Annotated in this window: 18 protein-coding genes and 1 tRNA gene; 13 read left to right on the top strand and 6 right to left on the bottom strand. The window is 40.9% G+C overall.

Annotated elements, in window-relative coordinates; genetic code table 11:
* Positions 1–115 precede the first annotated feature (115 nt).
* The 13 genes from H9Y05_RS08355 to H9Y05_RS08295 all read left to right on the top strand — a co-directional run bounded on the left by H9Y05_RS08355 (position 116) and on the right by H9Y05_RS08295 (position 11,439).
* On the top strand, positions 116–1,087 hold the full coding sequence (locus H9Y05_RS08355) for a LuxE/PaaK family acyltransferase (RefSeq protein WP_216714023.1): 972 nt from the start codon (positions 116–118) through the stop codon (positions 1,085–1,087).
* Between the two features lie 220 nt (positions 1,088–1,307).
* Complete coding sequence (locus H9Y05_RS08350; RefSeq protein ID WP_163489860.1) at positions 1,308–1,541, top strand: acyl carrier protein; 234 nt, start codon at positions 1,308–1,310, stop codon at positions 1,539–1,541.
* A 43-nt stretch (positions 1,542–1,584) separates the two neighbouring features.
* The gene (gene fabF / locus H9Y05_RS08345; RefSeq protein ID WP_163489859.1) at positions 1,585–2,838 is read left to right on the top strand and encodes a beta-ketoacyl-ACP synthase II; all 1,254 of its coding nucleotides are present in this window, start codon (positions 1,585–1,587) and stop codon (positions 2,836–2,838) included.
* Complete coding sequence (gene rnc / locus H9Y05_RS08340) at positions 2,839–3,558, top strand: ribonuclease III (RefSeq protein ID WP_163489858.1); 720 nt, start codon at positions 2,839–2,841, stop codon at positions 3,556–3,558. It begins immediately after the preceding gene.
* A 142-nt stretch (positions 3,559–3,700) separates the two neighbouring features.
* The gene (locus tag H9Y05_RS08335; protein ID WP_163489857.1) at positions 3,701–4,579 is read left to right on the top strand and encodes a bifunctional 5,10-methylenetetrahydrofolate dehydrogenase/5,10-methenyltetrahydrofolate cyclohydrolase; all 879 of its coding nucleotides are present in this window, start codon (positions 3,701–3,703) and stop codon (positions 4,577–4,579) included.
* 219 nt (positions 4,580–4,798) lie between these two features.
* Complete coding sequence (locus H9Y05_RS08330; RefSeq protein ID WP_163489856.1) at positions 4,799–5,563, top strand: hypothetical protein; 765 nt, start codon at positions 4,799–4,801, stop codon at positions 5,561–5,563.
* A 9-nt stretch (positions 5,564–5,572) separates the two neighbouring features.
* Positions 5,573–6,802 carry a bifunctional folylpolyglutamate synthase/dihydrofolate synthase gene (locus tag H9Y05_RS08325; protein ID WP_216714022.1) on the top strand — a complete coding sequence of 410 codons (1,230 nt, stop codon included), beginning with the start codon at positions 5,573–5,575 and terminating at the stop codon, positions 6,800–6,802.
* A gap of 79 nt (positions 6,803–6,881) precedes the next feature.
* Positions 6,882–6,959, top strand: a tRNA-Val gene (locus H9Y05_RS08320).
* Positions 6,960–7,467: 508 nt separating this feature from the next.
* Positions 7,468–7,989 carry a hypothetical protein gene (locus tag H9Y05_RS08315; protein WP_216714021.1) on the top strand — a complete coding sequence of 174 codons (522 nt, stop codon included), beginning with the start codon at positions 7,468–7,470 and terminating at the stop codon, positions 7,987–7,989.
* Positions 7,990–8,028: 39 nt separating this feature from the next.
* Positions 8,029–9,090 carry a ligand-binding sensor domain-containing protein gene (locus H9Y05_RS08310; RefSeq protein WP_216714020.1) on the top strand — a complete coding sequence of 354 codons (1,062 nt, stop codon included), beginning with the start codon at positions 8,029–8,031 and terminating at the stop codon, positions 9,088–9,090.
* Positions 9,091–9,142: 52 nt separating this feature from the next.
* Positions 9,143–10,051, top strand: a complete 909-nt coding sequence (locus H9Y05_RS08305) for a leucine-rich repeat domain-containing protein (RefSeq protein ID WP_216714019.1) — start codon at positions 9,143–9,145, stop codon at positions 10,049–10,051.
* The gene (locus H9Y05_RS08300) at positions 10,033–10,623 is read left to right on the top strand and encodes a Crp/Fnr family transcriptional regulator (RefSeq protein ID WP_235992165.1); all 591 of its coding nucleotides are present in this window, start codon (positions 10,033–10,035) and stop codon (positions 10,621–10,623) included. The genes H9Y05_RS08305 and H9Y05_RS08300 overlap by 19 nt, the downstream gene beginning before the upstream one ends.
* Positions 10,624–10,698: 75 nt before the next feature.
* Positions 10,699–11,439 carry an SDR family oxidoreductase gene (locus H9Y05_RS08295; protein ID WP_216714018.1) on the top strand — a complete coding sequence of 247 codons (741 nt, stop codon included), beginning with the start codon at positions 10,699–10,701 and terminating at the stop codon, positions 11,437–11,439.
* Between the two features lie 232 nt (positions 11,440–11,671).
* Here the strand turns inward: H9Y05_RS08295 and H9Y05_RS08290 are convergent, their stop codons facing one another.
* The 6 genes from H9Y05_RS08290 to H9Y05_RS08265 form a co-directional block, all read right to left on the bottom strand.
* Positions 11,672–12,907 (bottom strand): M16 family metallopeptidase, encoded by a 1,236-nt coding sequence (locus tag H9Y05_RS08290; protein WP_216714017.1) that lies wholly within the window; start codon positions 12,905–12,907, stop codon positions 11,672–11,674.
* Between the two features lie 51 nt (positions 12,908–12,958).
* Positions 12,959–13,603, bottom strand: coding sequence for a pyridoxamine 5'-phosphate oxidase (gene pdxH, locus H9Y05_RS08285; protein WP_216714016.1), 645 nt, complete (start codon positions 13,601–13,603; stop codon positions 12,959–12,961).
* An 11-nt stretch (positions 13,604–13,614) separates the two neighbouring features.
* Positions 13,615–14,217, bottom strand: a complete 603-nt coding sequence (locus H9Y05_RS08280; RefSeq protein ID WP_163489848.1) for a DUF4494 domain-containing protein — start codon at positions 14,215–14,217, stop codon at positions 13,615–13,617.
* A gap of 106 nt (positions 14,218–14,323) precedes the next feature.
* Complete coding sequence (locus tag H9Y05_RS08275; RefSeq protein WP_216714015.1) at positions 14,324–15,082, bottom strand: hypothetical protein; 759 nt, start codon at positions 15,080–15,082, stop codon at positions 14,324–14,326.
* Positions 15,079–15,645, bottom strand: coding sequence for a DUF5034 domain-containing protein (locus H9Y05_RS08270; protein ID WP_163489846.1), 567 nt, complete (start codon positions 15,643–15,645; stop codon positions 15,079–15,081). The genes H9Y05_RS08275 and H9Y05_RS08270 overlap by 4 nt, the downstream gene beginning before the upstream one ends.
* 178 nt (positions 15,646–15,823) lie before the next feature.
* Complete coding sequence (locus H9Y05_RS08265) at positions 15,824–17,815, bottom strand: glycine-rich domain-containing protein (RefSeq protein ID WP_216714014.1); 1,992 nt, start codon at positions 17,813–17,815, stop codon at positions 15,824–15,826.
* Positions 17,816–17,901 lie beyond the last annotated feature (86 nt).

Genomic DNA, 17,901 nt, shown 5'->3' with positions numbered 1-17,901 from the left:
TCAATAGACAGATCCCTTTTTTAATGGACGTAATCAACCGGAGATCATTTGAAATATAGCACACTCCCTCACCTGCAATTCATTGTTTCGTTATCTTTGCCACGTAAGCAACTTCATGAACACATTACACCACGACATATTTACAATCAAGGATGAAACAATGTTTAACCGTATTGCGCTTGATGTTTTTCAATATCAATACAACAACATCCCGGTTTATCGTCAATTTGTTGAACAATTAAATAAAATACATCCGCAACATTACAGCGAAATTCCCTTCTTACCGATTTCCTTTTTCAAAACACATAAAATCTGTAAGGAAAATACGCCCGAAGACGTACTGTTTATGAGTAGCGGAACAACCGGACAAATCCGCAGTAAACATTATGTTGAAGATTCATCTTTATATATTCGTTCATTTGAACAAGCCTACCACCTGTTGATTGGCGGCCCGAAGAAACAGGTGATCCTCGCATTGCTTCCCAATTATATCGAGCAGGGAAATTCCAGTCTTGTCTTTATGGTTGACCATCTGATTAAACAAAGTGGTGATCCGTTATCCGGGTTCCTGCTCAACCAACCGGAAGAAGTGCTGAAACGATACGAAGAAGCCGTTATACGCGGAAAAGAAATTGTTGTTTTCGGTGTCTCATACGCATTGTTGGATCTGGCGGAAAAAGGATTTTCCTTTCAACATGCCCGGATCATTGAAACCGGTGGAATGAAAGGAAGAAGAGAAGAACTTTCAAAATCCGAGTTGCACGAACGGCTCAAAACAGGAATGCATGTCGAATACATTTCATCGGAATATGGAATGACCGAGCTGCTATCTCAGGCCTACAGTAATAAAAACGGGGTGTTTGAATGCCCTCCCTGGATGAAAATCTGTATCCGTGATATCAACGATCCGTTTTCATATACAGCTGACGGTAAAAGCGGAGGAATCAATGTCATTGATCTGGCAAATATCAACAGTTGCAGTTTTATTGCAACGGAAGACCTGGGAAAAAAAAGAGGGGAAACCTTTGAAATATTAGGTAGAATCGACTTATCTGACCTTCGGGGGTGTAATTTACTGGTTCAATAAAACCGCTCATACACTGTGCAATTTCTGAAATCAAAGGTGTGAAATGACGGAAAAAGAAACCCGAAAATAAATCGCCCGAATAAGTGACTTTAACCACTGAGCATCAGCATACTTAACTAAATCAAAATCAATGAAAACTGATAAAACTGCACAAATAATTTTGATAATTGAATGTTTGTTTTTTTCTTTGTTGCCGATTAACCTTTAAAAATTAGAAAAGATGTCTGATATTAAAACAAGAGTAGTAGCGATTATCGTTGATAAATTGGGAGTTGAGGAAAGCGAAGTAACAGCTGGTGCAAGCTTTACAAATGACCTGGGAGCAGATTCTTTGGATACTGTTGAGTTGATCATGGAATTTGAAAAAGAATTCAACATCGCTATTCCAGACGATCAAGCTGAGAACATTCAAACTGTTGGTGACGCCATTTCTTACATCGAGAAAAACGCTTAATCATAAACGTTAATTGAATTAATATTTTCTTGAATCACATTTTATGCAATTAAAAAGAGTTGTTGTAACTGGAATGGGGGCGCTTACCCCAATTGGTAATACCTTAAATGAATATTGGGAGGGATTGCTTGCGGGTAAAAGCGGAGCTGCTCCAATTCAGCAATATGATGCATCGTTATTCAAGACACAATTTGCCTGCGAGCTTAAAAACTTCAACATTGAAGATTTTATTGATCGCAAGGAAGCAAGAAAATTAGATCCATTTGCACAGTATGCCATGGTTTCTGCAACAGAAGCCGTGGTAGACTCTGCAATCATGGAATCCAATCCGAACCTGGATAGAATCGGGGTTATCTGGGGATCCGGAATCGGGGGACTGAAAACGTTTCAGGATGAGGCACAGGCTTTCTTCGGAGGCGACGGAACTCCGCGGTTCAATCCGTTCTTTATTCCTAAAATGATTGCCGACATAGCGGCAGGTCACATTTCCATCAAGTATGGATTCAGAGGGCCAAACTATGTGACTGTTTCTGCATGTGCTTCTTCCACCAATGCCATTATCGACGCATTCAACACCATTCGTTTGGGGAAGGCGGACGCAATTGTAACCGGAGGTTCCGAAGCATGTGTCAATGAAATGGGGATGGGTGGATTCAACGCCCTGAAAGCCCTTTCTACCAGAAACGACTCACCGGAAACTGCTTCCCGTCCGTTTGATTTAGACAGAGACGGTTTTGTATTAGGTGAAGGTTCCGGGGCACTGATCCTGGAAGAGTTAGAACACGCCCTGGCCAGAGGCGCAAAAATCTACGCCGAAGTTATCGGAGGAGGTATGTCGGGTGACGCATATCACATCACAGCACCACACCCCGATGGATTAGGAGCAAAGAACACTATGTTGGCGGCGTTAGATGATGCCAATGTCGCTCCTTCTGAAATTGATTATATTAACGTACATGGTACTTCTACTCCACTTGGTGATATTGCGGAAGTAAAAGCAATTCAACAGGTGTTCGGTGACCATGCGTACGATTTGAATATAAGTTCCACAAAATCAATGACCGGTCACTTGTTAGGAGCTGCGGGTGCTATTGAAGCCATTGCTTGTATCATGGCTGTTCAACACGACATCGTACCTCCTACAATTAATCACTTTACTGATGATCCTGAATTGGATCCTAAATTGAATTTTACATTTAACGCTCCTCAAAAAAGAACGGTGAATGTTGCTCTTTCTAATACATTTGGTTTTGGTGGACATAATACAAGTGTGATAGTTAAGAAATTTTCAAAATAATTGCAGTTTTTAATTCGCTTTTTTGGTTCGGGAAAAAATGAGGCTCAACTCACATTGATTCGCTTCATCATATCGCGTTTTGGCTACCGCCCGAAAAAAATCAGTTATTTCGAACAGGCAATTACACACAAATCCAACGCCAACAGCAAATACATTGATTCCAATGAACGCCTGGAATTTCTGGGTGATGCAATCATTGATGCCGTTGTTGCAGAATTCTTATTTGCACGCTTCCCGAACGAAGATGAAGGGTACCTGACAAAGATCAAATCAAAACTGGTTAGCCGGAAAACCCTTTCGGAAATCGCTGAAGAGATGGAAATCCGGCAAGTACTCCGCTATCACAAAGGACGGTCCATCAACATCAATACACTGGAAGGAAATGCATTTGAAGCCATTATCGGCGCAATCTACCTCGATGGTGGTTTTGAACAGGTACGACAAACCCTGGAACAGCATGTATACCGGAAATATGTCAACATCAACAAAGTCCTCGAAGAAGAAATTGATTTTAAATCCAAACTATTTATCTGGAGTCAGCGCAACAAATTGAGTATCGATTTTGAGATTATTAGTGAAGTCAACAAAGGAAGCAGTTGGGAATATAAAGTGATTGTGCTTATCAACGAACAGAAATACGGTCTGGGAACAGGTTCCTCTAAAAAAGCAGCAGAGCAGGTTGCCGCGAAGGAAACACTGGAATTAATCGGAGTAATTTGATGTGATATAGTGATATCGCAATAATGCGATATGCAGATATGTCAATATGTGCAAATAAGCATATCTCCCCGCTACAAAAACGATTTAGTTTTTCATTTACTACCATTTTTTAACTAAATTTGCACCTCATTCGGAATAGGATATGCAATTATTGGACGGTAAAAAGACATCTGCTGACATTAGAGTAGAATTAGCAGAAGCAGTAAAACAACGCAAAGCTCAGGGAAAGAAAATACCTCATCTTGCTGCAGTCCTGGTAGGAAACGACGGTGGTTCGCTGACCTATGTCAACGCGAAAGTAAAATCCTGTGAAGACATCGGGTTTGAAAGTACCCTGATCCGATACGATGACTCCATTTCCGAAGAAGCATTGCTGAAAAAAATCAACGAATTGAACGAAGATCCGAACATCGATGGTTTCATCGTCCAGTTGCCGTTGCCAAAACACATTGATGAGCTGAAAATAACACAAGCCATCAGCCCTTCTAAAGATGTAGACGGTTTTCACCCGCAAAACCTGGGAAATATGGTCCTGAATCTTCCGGGATTTTTACCTGCTACCCCTGCCGGAATCCTTGAACTGATCAAACGAAACGGAATTGAAACCTCCGGCATGCACTGCGTGGTCATCGGAAGAAGCAACATTGTCGGGTCTCCGATGAGTATCCTGCTGGCACGAAATGAAAGTCCGGGAAACTGTACGGTCACCCTGGCACACAGCCGAACGAAAAACCTCGGGGAAATTTGCAGACAGGCGGATATCATCATTGCAGCGATCGGTCGCCCGGGATTCGTAACCGCTGAAATGGTCAAAGAAGGAGCTGTAGTGATTGATGTGGGAACAACACGTGTAGAAGATCCCTCCCGTGAACGTGGATGGCGTCTGTGCGGAGATGTTGATTTTGAAAACGTAGCACCTAAATGTTCGTTTATTACACCGGTTCCCGGAGGTGTTGGTCCGATGACAATTGCTTCCCTGATGATCAATACACTGAAAGCCGTTGAGCTGAAAGGATTGTAGTATTTTTTGTTAAAAATCGAAAATCCGATTCAAAATTCACATTGAACTGTTGATCATATTTCGTTCTTGCTGATTTTCACAACAAGTTCTCCCCTATTTTTACCGTGGATTATACTTTTTTGTCCAAAAAACCGTTAGTAACTATACGTAAACTCATTTTTTGGTAACAATTTTGCTGTACATCCGTAGAAGGTTGTAACTTCTTATACTTTTTTAGTCATGGAATTATTAGTTGTATCAAATAAGCAGGACATCAACAAATCGCGCATATTGGCAATTGCGATCATTGCTGTCCTGGTGCTGTTAATTAGCTTAATTCACATTTCGAGTGTGACGGATCCTCCTGTACATTCTCCCACGACTAATGAAGTGCCGCTGGAATTCATGGAATTGAATTTTGAACCGAAAGCCAAACAAGGAGGTTCTCCGGGTGGAAGCGGAAAAGCTTCCGATGATCCGTTGAATAAAACAAATCCACCACAGCAAACAGAAATGCTTTCGACGAAAGACCCGAATGCCACTTCCCTGCAATCCGGAAAATCAAATAAAACAAATTCAGATAAACCGTCTGAGAATACAGCTTCCACAACCAACAACAAAAATCCTATTTTCGGAGGAAAAGGAGGTGCCGGAGGAGGAAATGATTCCGGAAGCGGAGGTATTATCGGGAACGACAACGGAAAAGGCGGTAAAGGTACCGGGACAGGAAACGGAGATGGTGACGGAAGCGGAAAGGCACGTGTGCGCTACAATGAAATTTCTACCGATAACATTTATACCAACTCACTGATCAAAGTGACTCTGATCCTGAATGTAGATGAAAATGGAAAAGTAATCGGCACCCGTGTAGTCGGAAAAGAAACCACGACCAATGACCAAAGCATTATCAGCAAAGTGGCTTCCGCATGTAAGTCACAATTGAAATACGCCAAAGGTTCCGGTGTAACCGAAGAATATTACCACATCTGGATTCAGCCTCAATAATTTGTTCGCGTGACAGTAACAACATACCGGGAAGCAACTGACTGGTTGTTTCAACAATTTCCTTCGTACCAGCACATTGGCGGAAAAGCCTATAAACCCGGATTGGAACACATCAACCGCTTGTTGGCATATTTCGGAAACCCGCAACACGATTTGCGCTTCATTCACGTAGCGGGAACAAACGGAAAAGGTTCTACCTGTTCTATGCTGGCTTCTATTTTAACAGAAGCAGGAAACACGGTGGGGTTATTTACTTCCCCGCACATTCAGGATTTCCGGGAACGTATCCGGGTAAACGGAATAATGGTCAGTGAAGCATTTGTAATGGAGTGTACACAGCAAATTCAACAGGCGGAACTCGGATTTGAGCCTTCGTTTTTCGAGATCAGTTTTCTGATGGCTCTCTTGTACTTTAAAGCATCTGAGTGTAATGTGTGTGTAATCGAAACAGGTTTGGGAGGACGACTGGACGCGACAAATTGTATTACACCTTTGATTTCACTGATTACCAACATCAGTATTGAACATACACAATTCCTGGGAAATACCATTCCGGAAATTGCCGGAGAAAAAGCAGGAATTATTAAAAATGACATTCCGGTTGTGATCGGTGAGCGGGAACAGGAATCTTCCGTGGTATTTGACCGCACAGCACATGAAAAAAATGCTCCTTTGACGTACGCTTCTGATGCAAAAATCACGTTCCCTTCAGAATTCCCATTGTTAGGAACATACCAACAGGCGAATTACAAATTGGTTGTAACGGCATTGAAGGTGCTGCGCACCGATTTCCCTGTTTCAAACGGACATATTTCAGCAGGATTAACGAATTTAGCCCAAAACACCGGTTTTTATGGTCGCATGCAGGTTGTCGGAGCACATCCAACGGTCATCTTTGATGTTTCTCACAACGAAGCGGGAATCAAAGCAACACTGGATTATTTTTCGGATAAACAAAACCTGTTCATTGTTTATGGAACAAGTGCTGACAAGAACCTGGATGCCATCTTCCCGTTATTTCCCCGGGAGAGTCATTATTTCTTTACGGAATTTACCAACGAGCGTTCTGCAACCATAGGTAAATTACGCGAATTTTCATCCAAATACGGAATTGACGGAACATTTTTTCAATCTGCTGCGACAGCGCTGGAAGCAGCAAAAAGTACTGCAAATAAAACAGATACAATTTTAGTATTTGGCAGTTTCTTTTTAATTTCAGATTTTTTTGAAAAAAAATAAAAAAAGTGCTTGCAGATTCAAAAAAATGCCTTAGATTTGCACCCACAAATGACAAGCGAGTCAGTTGAAAAATAAAGAAGGGGAATTAGCTCAGCTGGTTTAGAGCATCTGCCTTACAAGCAGAGGGTCGGCGGTTCGAACCCGTCATTCCCCACCAAAAAAAGCGAATTACGGAAGTAGTTCGCTTTTTTCTTTTTGTACCTCAATACTCACTCTTTCCGGGCTTTTTTCTTTTTGCAGAGCAGAGAGTGAGGGTATGGTTCGAAGATCGATTTAAGTCTTCCTCTTCGGAGAGGAAGTAAGGGAGAGGACAAGTCCAAATCTTTCGCACACCCCTGATCTGATTCAGTTTTCCAAAACTTCTGGTGGTTTCCATTCACTTTTGCCCGAAAGATGCTTTATTTCAGATTTTTTTGATTACTATTGAGGAATTAATGTGATGCGAACTACTTTCTGAAGCTCTGTTTCTCTAACAGTTGATAATTCAGCTCAAAACCCGCTATTAACCATTAATATTCAGTATATAAGCAAGTTATGTGTAATTTTGGACAACTATAGCAAATACGAATATAACTTAGATCTGATGGAGAGACCACGATTTAATAAACTAAGTACGAGTTGGTTCTTGCCCGAACCAGTCAGAAATTAATGTAATAAAAACAAATATGAGTTGGTCAAATGGTACATTATTTCTGCTGAAAGAAAAACAAAATCCTAAAGACTTTGTAACCGAATTGATTGAAAGACTCAAAACAATCGGATGGAAATTAGCTTTGAGCGAAGAATCGGTTTGCTTTAATGATTCCGTCAGCGGAGAAGAAAAAGAATCTGTTTACTTTGAGGAAGAAACAAGTGAGGAAGAAATTATTGACTTGTTAGTTTCTTGGAAGGGTTTAGGGATGTTGGTGTTTTTTGTTCCGGAATTTGAATTTCCTGTTGTAGTCGATTTTATCTCGTGGGATGATGTTTCACTTGGAGGATTTACCGTTGAATGTAACGGAAAAGACAACTTATTTTTTTCCGCCCCTGAAAAACATAAGAGTATCATTTATAAAATTGCGGAATTTGCCCGTTTTAAATTAGTTGTCGGAGATGTAGAAAATTATAGTGTCCACTACAATTTATCTGCGATTCTTGAAAAAGCAAAAGAAAATCATTTTGAAATTCTGTTGACGAACATAAATTAGATAACATGGGCTTTGCACATCATATTAGAAAAACCCGAAATGAATAAAAAAATAAAATTGATTTACTTAATACTCATATTGACACTGAACTTTTCTTGCGTTGAAAAGGGTTCAACCGGCAAAGAAACAAACAAGCCGGAATTGGTAGCGACTTCAAAAACCGACACCTTGAAATTTACTTCGGGAATACGCGCTATCTTTCAGGACAGTAAAGGCAATTATTGGTTTGGAAGTCATAATGAAGGTGTCAGTTTTTACAATGGAAAATCATTTGAATACTTTACAACGAATGAAGGTTTATCCGACAATCAAATCCGTTCAATCCAAGAAGACAAGGATGGAAAAATTTGGTTTGAAACTGCAAAAGGAGCAAGTGTGTATGACAACGGAACGTTTACCACTTATTCAACACATTTTAATAACCCAAGATATGAATGGAATGAAACTAATGGAGATTTATGGTTTTATGCAGGCGAAGATGGCGGTATAAATCGTTTTGACGGAATAAATATGAACTATTTAATTTTCCCCCTCCCCCCCAATAAAAATCCTGATAATACTTATGGCGTAACTGATATCTTAACAGATAAAAATGGGAACGTTTGGATTGCGACTTATGCAGCATTATTTAACTATGATGGTAAAATGGTAAATATCTTTGATAATGAAAAATTAAACCTAAAAGATAATGAACTGTTGCATATCAGAAGTGTGTTGGCAGATTCAAAAGGTCGGATTTGGATAGGAAATAACGGGATTGGCGTTTTGCTAATGGAAGGTAATTCAATCATAAATTTTTCTGAAAAGAATAATTTAATCCATCCGACAAGCACAAGAAGAGGCGATACATCACAACCAGGTACACTTGAACACGTTTTTGCTATGGAAGAAGATTCAGAAGGCAATATTTGGTTTGGAGATCGAGATACAGGAGCCTGGAAATATGACGGTAAAACGTTGACAAACTATCCAATTAATGACACACTAACGAAGCCAATGATTTGGACTATTTATAAAGACAACAAAAACAATTTACTTTTTGGAATGGCAGACGGAAATATATTTAAGTTTAACGGAAAGGGGGTTGAAAAGCAATTTTAAGAACTACATACACACAGCAGCAGTTAGTAGCAAGGCTAAGACGACACAGAGAATGAAGAAAATATTGACAATTCTAATAGGACTTTTTACTGTTTTAACCTCATTTGGTCAAGAGGAAAAATGTTGTGAAACACACGTTTACGAAGGCTACATCCTGACAGATCAGAACAAGCGACTTGAAATAAATCTGAATTTTTTAGTTCTTCTTGACTCGACAATGGTAGGTTCATATTACTACAATCCGAATCGGGGTTCACTAAAATTAGTCGGAAAATTAACTGCGGACCATTCATTTTACTTAATTGAACGTGATACATCAGACAGCATCACAGGTTACTTCAGCGGGCAACTTGAAACTGCATTCAAAAAAGCAACGGGTAAATGGACAGACGGACAAAAAAGCAGAGCGTATACATTTGAAATCAATCAAGTAATTGGAAAATCATATTGGGACGTTCTTAAAAAAAATCGAGCTCTATTTGAATACACCGACATTAAAACGGTAATTAAGGAAAAAGAAAAAGTGCTGAGCATTAACGTTGCAAGTCAAGGACTGAAAAAACTTCCAAAAAAACTTTCTCAGCTTGAAAAAATTGTTTCAATAAATCTCTTAGGAAACGAATTTGAGTCTTTTCCGACTGTTTTAAGCAAGTTGACGACCTTGGACGAAATATCTTTAAGTTCAAACAATCTAAAATATGTAGGGCCAGAAATTGGTAATCTTAAAAATGTACGCATTTTAATAATGAACAATAACCAATTGACAGAATTACCGAAACAAATTGGTGAATTGACAAACCTGCTATATTTAGAAATCGGGAATAATCAATTAACGACATTACCTGATGAAATCAAGTATTTGACAAACCTTCAAGAATTACATATAGAGAGAAATAAGTTAAGCGACAAGGAAAAGGAAAGAATTAAAAAATTATTGCCCAAATGCGTAATACACTTTTGACAGAATTAAAGAAATATATTGACAGGTTAAACCCAATTTCGGCAGACAGTTGGGATAAATTGAGCAGTATATTTACTGAAAAAGAAATCGTCAAAGGCGACTTTTTTATTACGGAAGGGCACGTTGCCACTCAAATCGCTTTTCTGCAAGATGGAATCATAAGGGCTTTTTACAGTAACCGTGAAGGACATGAATACAATAAACACTTTTTTGTTTCGCCTTGTTTTATTGGCGGCTATGCATCACTCATAACAGGTACACCAAATCAGATTAACCAACAGGCCTTATCTAATTGCACCGTTTTTATAGCGAACTATTCGGACTTTAAGGCGCTCTTCGACAAACATCCTGATATCGAAAGGGCGGCAAGAAAGTTGGCTGAATTATTTTTTGTACACAAAGAACAAAAAGAAATCGAAATCGTTTTGTTAGATGCCGACAAACGGTATTTGCTTTTTCAAAAAGAATACCCGCAATTAGAACAACAAGTCCCCCAATACCATATCGCTTCCTATTTAGGGATTACTCCTACGCAATTAAGTAGAATCCGACGGAAATTTACAGGCAAGTAGATTTCTTTACATATGTAAATGTAGTTCATTTTAAAAAGTTCGAGATTTACCATTCAAATTTCAAACAGGGTCAAAATGAAATTAACAGGTAACACCATTTTAATAACCGGCGGTTCATCGGGAATAGGTTTAAGTTTGGCAAAGGCATTTCTTGAACTCAACAACAAAGTAATAATTACGGGGAGAAATCTTGAACGATTAGAAAAAATAAAAGCCCAATTCCCTAATATTTCAATTTTCCGATGTGAGCTTTCAGACACCAATTCAATCAATGAATTGGTTACATTTATTGAGCAAACAGTTCCGGATGTGAATATTTTATTGAACAATGCAGCTATACAATACAATTACAGTTTTCTGGAAAGCAACAATCTGATCGATAAAATAGACTATGAAGTAAGTACGAATCTAATTGCTCCAATGAAATTGACAGCATTGTTGCTACCTGTTTTAATGAAAAATTCGGAAAGTGCAATTATCAATGTAAGCAGCGGGCTTGCTATCTCACCCAAAAAGTCTGCTTCGGTTTATTGTGCTACAAAATCTGCCATTCACAGTTTTACTAAGACACTTCGGTATCAATTGAAAGACACAAACATCAGGGTTTTTGAAATTATTCCGCCATTAGTAGAAACTCCTATGACAAACGGACGGAGTACAACTAAAAGGATACCTCCTGAGCAACTGACGAAAGAATTTTTAAAAAATTTCCAGGTCAACACTTTTGAAAGTTACATTGGAAAATCAAAATTATTACGGCTCATACACAGATTTTCGCCAAAACTTGCTGACAAAATCATGCGAGACGGAACATAAGTGAAAACAGGATGCGACTTTTTACGTAGTAACATAAAACCCCGGTAACCTGAATCGTGTGATGAGAACCTTTCTTGGTTGGTAAAAAACTGCAGGAAGGAAATCCCACAAACGCTTGTCAGATTGTTTTACAATTTGAATAAAACAGGCAGTAACATCTCAATAACTCACTCTTGATCTGATCAACGAACTGGAAGTACCCACAGAAGTCTTGTGGATTTAATAAGCACTTTTACTTCACATCAAAGATCAATTCACTTTGGTTGGCTTCGCCGAAGAACTCATTGGCAATAGTCATCAGATCTTCTGCTGTAATGGAGTCTATTTCGTTGTAAATATCCGTAATCGTATCAATCTGGTCGAACAACAACAAACTTTTTCCCAATCCGAGCATCAGGCCGGAGTTTCCTTCCAGCGATAACGCGATTTGCCCCTTCAGTTGCTCTTTGGCACGATTCAGTTGCAAAACACTCAATTTCTTTTCACGTAGCAACCGGAGCTCTTTTTGAACCAATTTAAGGGACTTGTCGAGGTATTTGGAATCCGTTCCCAGGTAGATGCTCCAGAACCCGGTGTCGACATACGGTGTATAATTGGCTTCTACACTGTACGAATAACCATGTTTTTCGCGAATGGAAAGTGTCAGGCGGGAATTGAGTGCCGGACCTCCCAAAATATTCGTCAGTAAAGTCATTCCACGGCGGGAAACATCATTGTATCCGGGTGCCAATCCTCCCATGATGGCATGGGTCTGGTAATTCCCAAACGATTCTTTAAGTTTAAACGTAGGATTCGGTTGAAAGATTTCCAACTCATGTGAAACAGCAGCCGCGTTTTCATTGGAAAAGTATTTTTCTACCAGGTAGTTTACTTTTTTCAGGGATTCACTTCCCACATATGAAACAACCATGTTCTTTACCGTAAAAAACCGCGAAATATAGGCTTGTAGGTGTTCTTTCGTAAAACTGCGAACGGATTGTTCGGTTCCCAGGATATTGCCTCCCAGTGCGTGTCCTTTGAATAAATGGGATTCGAAATCGTCAAAGATGCGATCTCCCGGAGAATCCAGGTAAGAATTCAGCTCATCCAACACCACTTCTTTTTCTTTTTCCAACTCTTTTTCAGGGAATGTAGAATGAAACGTGATATCGGAAACTAATTCGATCGCTCGTTCTAAATACGCGTTTGTAAACGATCCGTAAATAACGATTTCCTCTTTTGCCGTGTAAGCATTCAGCTCCCCTCCTACCGAATCGAGGCGGGAAAGGATGTGAAATGCCCGCCGCTTCCCGGTTCCTTTGAAGATGCTGTGCTCAATGAAATGCGCCAACCCTTCTTCATGTGCCCGTTCGTAACGGGAGCCCGCGAGTACATTCACGCCAAAGTGCCCCACAACAGTGTCTTTGTGCAAATAAACCAAGCGCAACCCGTTTGGAAAATGAATAATCTCGGGGTGAATATCGTACATGTTGTTAATCAAATGTGGTGATTGCCCGCTGTTTTTTTAACGGGTATTAAGTTAGGGGTTGAGGCGTCCGACATTCCAGTTTTCACCCTCTTTTTTAAAGACGAACCGGTCGTGCAGACGGGAAGGACGTCCCTGCCAGAATTCAACCAATTCTGCCCGTACTGCGTATCCTCCCCAATGAGGCGGTCGCGGAACTTCACCCGGAAATTTTTCAGCATATTCATGCACACGTTGTTCCAGTTCGGTTCTGGAAATTAACTGTTCAGACTGGTTACTCGCCCATGCTCCGATCTTGCTGCCTCTTGGCCGGGATCGGAAATAAGCATCGCTGACTTGTTCCGGAACTTTGTAACACAATCCGTCAATACGGATTTGTTGCTGCAATGCAGGCCAGAAGAACAACATGGAAATCTTATTATTACCGGCAAGGTCTTTCCCTTTGTGCGAATGATAATTGGTATAGAAGATAAACTCTCCGTTGATTAACTCTTTCAGGTAAACAATCCTTCCGGATGGCTGCCCTGTGGTATCAACTGTTGAAACAACACATGCATTGGCTTCGGCAACTCCCTTATCCACGGCATTTTTCATCCATTGATTGAACAAATCAAACGGGTTGGTTCCCACAACATCTTCGAGCCTTGCCAGATCAAAGTCACGATGGTCATTCCGTAAATCTTCTAAAAAATCTTCCACTACTATTGGTTTTATTCTTCGTCGGCGTATTCGTCTTCAATATCGCTGTCCACCTCGTCCGCTTCCTCTTCTTCTATCTCTTCATCGACATCAGAACCTGCTGCACTGAACACGACTCCTTTCCCCGGAGAAGCTTGCTCCAACTCAAAATCTTCAGCCGGACGACGGGAAATTTCCCGGTCGAGGTTTTCAGAAGGTGGAAAAATATCGACAATCGGTGAGAAAATAATCGAAGGGATGTTAAAGTCTACCATCAATGTTGACAACGATTCCTGAATGCGTTCGTACGCTTCTTTTGCAGTTTCCGCAGAAACCAAAAACGTTTGTGATACTTTCTTTGTCTTCTCCGAATCGTGCTCTGCAGATTCATACGTTACCTTGCATTTCCACCACGTAGAAGCATCGTCATAAGCAAAAATATCGTGTAACTCCGTTCTGGAAATACTTACCACATCAAATTCTCCCCGGATGATTGCCCCCAGTTCTTCATAAATACGTGCTTCAGCATCCGTAAAGGTCAGTGCTGATAACAAATAAGGTTCAGAAACACGTTTAAACGTGCCGTTTTCTAATTGTTTGGTATATTTTACTTTTACTGTAAACCAGTTATTCATTTCGTTGAATTTTATCTTGTTCTATGAATACAAAGATAGTCACGAAGAAAGGAATTTACTTGTTTTTTACCCTGAATTATTTCAACAATCAGCGATCTCCCGACTGTTATTCAATTATTTTCCCGATTCCGATTGAGAAACCGACATTGAAAGCAATCATTTGGAACAACCCATTGGAAGCATACTCATTGTTTACAACTTCACCCGAATACATATTCGTCATGTATTCCCGCTGACGGATTTTTCCCGGACTCAGTCGGTACGAAGCAGCAACAAAAACGGCAAGTCTGTTTTTCAGGACAAAAGAAACCAATACGGACGGCTCTACTACGAATGACCAACGTTTTTCCATTTTCGTATACATGCGGGCAGCATAATAATTATTCGTCCCGTGTTCTTTCAAAAAATATTCCACTCCGGAAGGTGCATAATTCATTGCACCTACATTCAACCCGAACTGGTAATTCCATCGTTTTTTGACGAGTCGGTATACCCCTCCGGCAGCAAGAAAATGAGCCGAAACGGGAAGTTGCTCGTTTGGACGGACGATCTCTTCCAAATAAAAATCCGGGCTGTAATACGCTTCCAGCGATTCTCTTGGCTGTCCCACATCTTTTCCTGTTGTAATAGCAGAAGCAACACTCCCCTTCAGGTTCAATCCGATGTGTTTTGTTAAAAAAACAGTTGCCGACAACCCTATCCCGGTATAATCTCGTTCCATTGTTGCAACTGGTATGTCATTGCTGGAATTAAACCGATGAACGTAATCAAATCCCGGTTGTAGTGTAACTCTGTAATATTCCGCCTGAGAAAATGCGGAAAAAAGCCCCGTTAAAAAACAGGTACATAAAATCAATCGGATCATAAACTTAAGGTAATAGAAGGTAATGTTTGTTGAAACAGTTCTCCGTTTCTTGTATAGACACGGATTGTAAACTGATGATTTCCTGCATGCTCAGGAAGCTTTAACAGGAGCATATTCACTTCTTCTCGTTTGGGTTGAAGGTACATGTCATCAAATAAAATACGCCGTTCTCCCCCCAAATAGTCCATTGGCAGATAATAGGAATAGGGTTTAAAAATTGAAAAGCAGTTAATGAGATTGGTTCCTGCAGGATGAGTTGCATCAAAATCTTCCGTTGAGTAGACCACAAGTGAATCAATCGGGTTTACAGGGACATAATAATGTGATGTTTTACCATTATTTCCCATAGCATAACACGCAGGAAACAATGAAACTGTTTCCATCGGGTCTATTTGACAGATTCCCGCTTCATCCATGTATTTCAATTGCAACCTCAACCCGAAAGCTTGCGCGGCGACCGTATCACTCATGGCTGTTTGCGGTGAAGCATAGGTATTGTCTATGGGTAATACATCTATGGAACATAAGGTAACCGGAATTTCCCGGTAGTCTGCTTTCTTCATACATGAAAAGCAGCAGAAGCATAATAGAGTAGCTGTGAATGTCTTTCTCAACATCGGTTATCAATTAAATGTGTTTACACATCCAATAACGAAGTGATCTGACGAATGGTTGAAAAAAAATCCGTCCCGAAGCCGGAACGGATTTCATTATCCTATTAATGTGAGTAAACCAGAGTACTTACTTTCTCACGATCAGTTTTTGTGTTTTCGATCCTTTTTTACCTTCAATGCTCAACAAGTAAACACCAGCCTTGACATCTGTCAAATCCATTGACAACGCTGAATTAGCCGCAGTTGAAAACAACACTTTCCCGGTCATATCCAGTAAACGCACCGTACTTTCAGCAGGAATATTACTGATGGTTACATTGTCTGAAGCAGGGTTCGGATAAATCGACAATCCTTCCAGTTGTTCTTTCTCAATTCCAAGATTACTGATGGTAACACATTCCGAAACAACCGTACAATTTGCCTGTGTAATGATCAACACACTGTATTGTCCGTTTTGTGTCGGTGTATACGTTCTTGAAGTCGCTCCCGGAATCGGGTTTCCTGTTCCGCAATCCAACCACTGATACACTGCATTTTCCTGGTCAGCTGTCAGTGTCGCTCCGCTTTGTGTCACCTCATTCGTCACCTGATTCACTGTCACATTGATCGTTTGAGCCGCAGATGTCCCGCATTGATTGACCGCAGCAACAGAAACAGATCCTGACGCAGTACCAACTGTCAAATTGATCGAGTTGGATGTACTGGTTCCTGTCCAGTCAGCCGGGAAATTCCATACATATCCCGATGCCAGCGGGTTCATCGCTACACTATACGCAGCTGTTTCTCCCTGGCAGAATGTTGTATTTCCGGTAATTGTTACAGGTTGTGCAGGAACATCCGACGTTGTTACATTCATAATACGCACCGGTGATGTACCGCATGCATTTTCAGTTGTTACAGTGATCGCGCCATTGTTTGCAGCGGCAGTCACATCAATTGTATTCGTTGTACTTGTACCTGTCCACCCTGAAGGAACGGTCCATGTATAGGTATCAACAGAAGGGTCATGTACGACAGAAAATGTTCCTGTTGTACCAACACACATCGGTGTGGTTCCCGAAATAACGGATGGTTGCGTAGGAAGCGGTGTTGTTGTAATTGTCAATGTTTGAGGAGTAGAAACACCGCACACATTAACTGCTTCAACCGTAACATCTCCGCTGTCGCCTCCCGCCATTACATCAATGGTATTTGTGACGCTGGAGCCGGACCAATCCGATGGCAATGTCCAGTTGTAACTTGTCGCATTCGGATCCTGCGTGACCGAATAATTTTGAACAGTCCCTTCACATAGTGCATCTTCTCCGGCAATAATACCCGGTTGAGCAGGAATCAAACAATACGTAATCCGCACTTCTCCTCTTGCTCCGTTTCCTCCCTGGCTGCTTCCTTGCAGAAGTGTTCTTCGTGAACCGCTTCCACCACCTCCGGGTGCAATTCCGGCATTTCCGTTCTGGTCATTCGTAGTTGTTGGATCACCACCGTTTCCTCCCCCTGCAGTACCTCCGATACCTGCAGCAGTTGTTGTTCCATCCGTTCCCGCCTGTGTAGTACCTCCGGCACCTCCACCTCCGCTACCATTGCTGGCACTGTTATTCGGTCCGCCGTTTCCTCCTGCATACATGAACCCGACACCTGAAGTACCTCCCAGTCCTGTTGCAGTACCTACGACATCATTACTTGTTCTGAATGCACCTCCCTGCCCTCCGGCAGCTGAGATAACTGTAGAACCGAGAATATCAACAGAAGACGCACCACCGTCAGCTCCATCGTTATTCGAGTTTCCACCAATACCGCCAAATCCTACCTGGATGTTAAGAATATCTCCCGGAGCAACTGTCAATTGGATCTGTGAATAGGCTCCTCCACCCCCACCTCCGGCACGCGGATTAGAATAAGGAAGCAATTGGCTGAGTGTTCCTCCGCCTCCGCCTCCGGCACCCCAGGCCTCAACGGTAATGGACGTGATCCCCGCAGGGACGATCCACGTATGATTTCCCTCAGTCGTATATGCATCTGTGACTGGTTGAGAAAATGCAGATACAGCTGTAAATACGGACAATGCCATAAGTGACAAACCTTTCAATTTTTTTTCAAGTGAATGAATTAAAAGCTTCATAATAAAAGTTTTACATAAATTGTACCAATAATAATGTGCAAAACTACATTAATTACTGAAATAGCACAATAAATTAACAGAATAAA

Origin of the sequence: Taishania pollutisoli, assembly GCF_014518315.1 — a bacterium.
Lineage (GTDB): Bacteria > Bacteroidota > Bacteroidia > Flavobacteriales_D > Crocinitomicaceae > Taishania > Taishania pollutisoli.
This window is presented reverse-complemented; position numbering and strand designations above follow the sequence as displayed.

Bases quoted from the DNA above. Each gene is read 5' to 3' on its own strand.
- H9Y05_RS08355 (WP_216714023.1), top strand. From the start codon at position 116: ATGAACACATTACACCACGACATATTTACAATCAAGGATGAAACAATG.
- H9Y05_RS08350 (WP_163489860.1), top strand. From the start codon at position 1,308: ATGTCTGATATTAAAACAAGAGTAGTAGCGATTATCGTTGATAAATTG.
- fabF (WP_163489859.1), top strand. From the start codon at position 1,585: ATGCAATTAAAAAGAGTTGTTGTAACTGGAATGGGGGCGCTTACCCCA.
- H9Y05_RS08335 (WP_163489857.1), top strand. From the start codon at position 3,701: ATGCAATTATTGGACGGTAAAAAGACATCTGCTGACATTAGAGTAGAA.
- H9Y05_RS08330 (WP_163489856.1), top strand. From the start codon at position 4,799: ATGGAATTATTAGTTGTATCAAATAAGCAGGACATCAACAAATCGCGC.
- H9Y05_RS08315 (WP_216714021.1), top strand. From the start codon at position 7,468: ATGAGTTGGTCAAATGGTACATTATTTCTGCTGAAAGAAAAACAAAAT.
- H9Y05_RS08310 (WP_216714020.1), top strand. From the start codon at position 8,029: ATGAATAAAAAAATAAAATTGATTTACTTAATACTCATATTGACACTG.
- H9Y05_RS08305 (WP_216714019.1), top strand. From the start codon at position 9,143: ATGAAGAAAATATTGACAATTCTAATAGGACTTTTTACTGTTTTAACC.
- H9Y05_RS08300 (WP_235992165.1), top strand. From the start codon at position 10,033: ATGCGTAATACACTTTTGACAGAATTAAAGAAATATATTGACAGGTTA.
- H9Y05_RS08295 (WP_216714018.1), top strand. From the start codon at position 10,699: ATGAAATTAACAGGTAACACCATTTTAATAACCGGCGGTTCATCGGGA.
- H9Y05_RS08290 (WP_216714017.1), bottom strand. From the start codon at position 12,907: ATGTACGATATTCACCCCGAGATTATTCATTTTCCAAACGGGTTGCGC.
- H9Y05_RS08280 (WP_163489848.1), bottom strand. From the start codon at position 14,217: ATGAATAACTGGTTTACAGTAAAAGTAAAATATACCAAACAATTAGAA.
- H9Y05_RS08275 (WP_216714015.1), bottom strand. From the start codon at position 15,082: ATGATCCGATTGATTTTATGTACCTGTTTTTTAACGGGGCTTTTTTCC.
- H9Y05_RS08270 (WP_163489846.1), bottom strand. From the start codon at position 15,645: ATGAAGAAAGCAGACTACCGGGAAATTCCGGTTACCTTATGTTCCATA.
- H9Y05_RS08265 (WP_216714014.1), bottom strand. From the start codon at position 17,815: ATGAAGCTTTTAATTCATTCACTTGAAAAAAAATTGAAAGGTTTGTCA.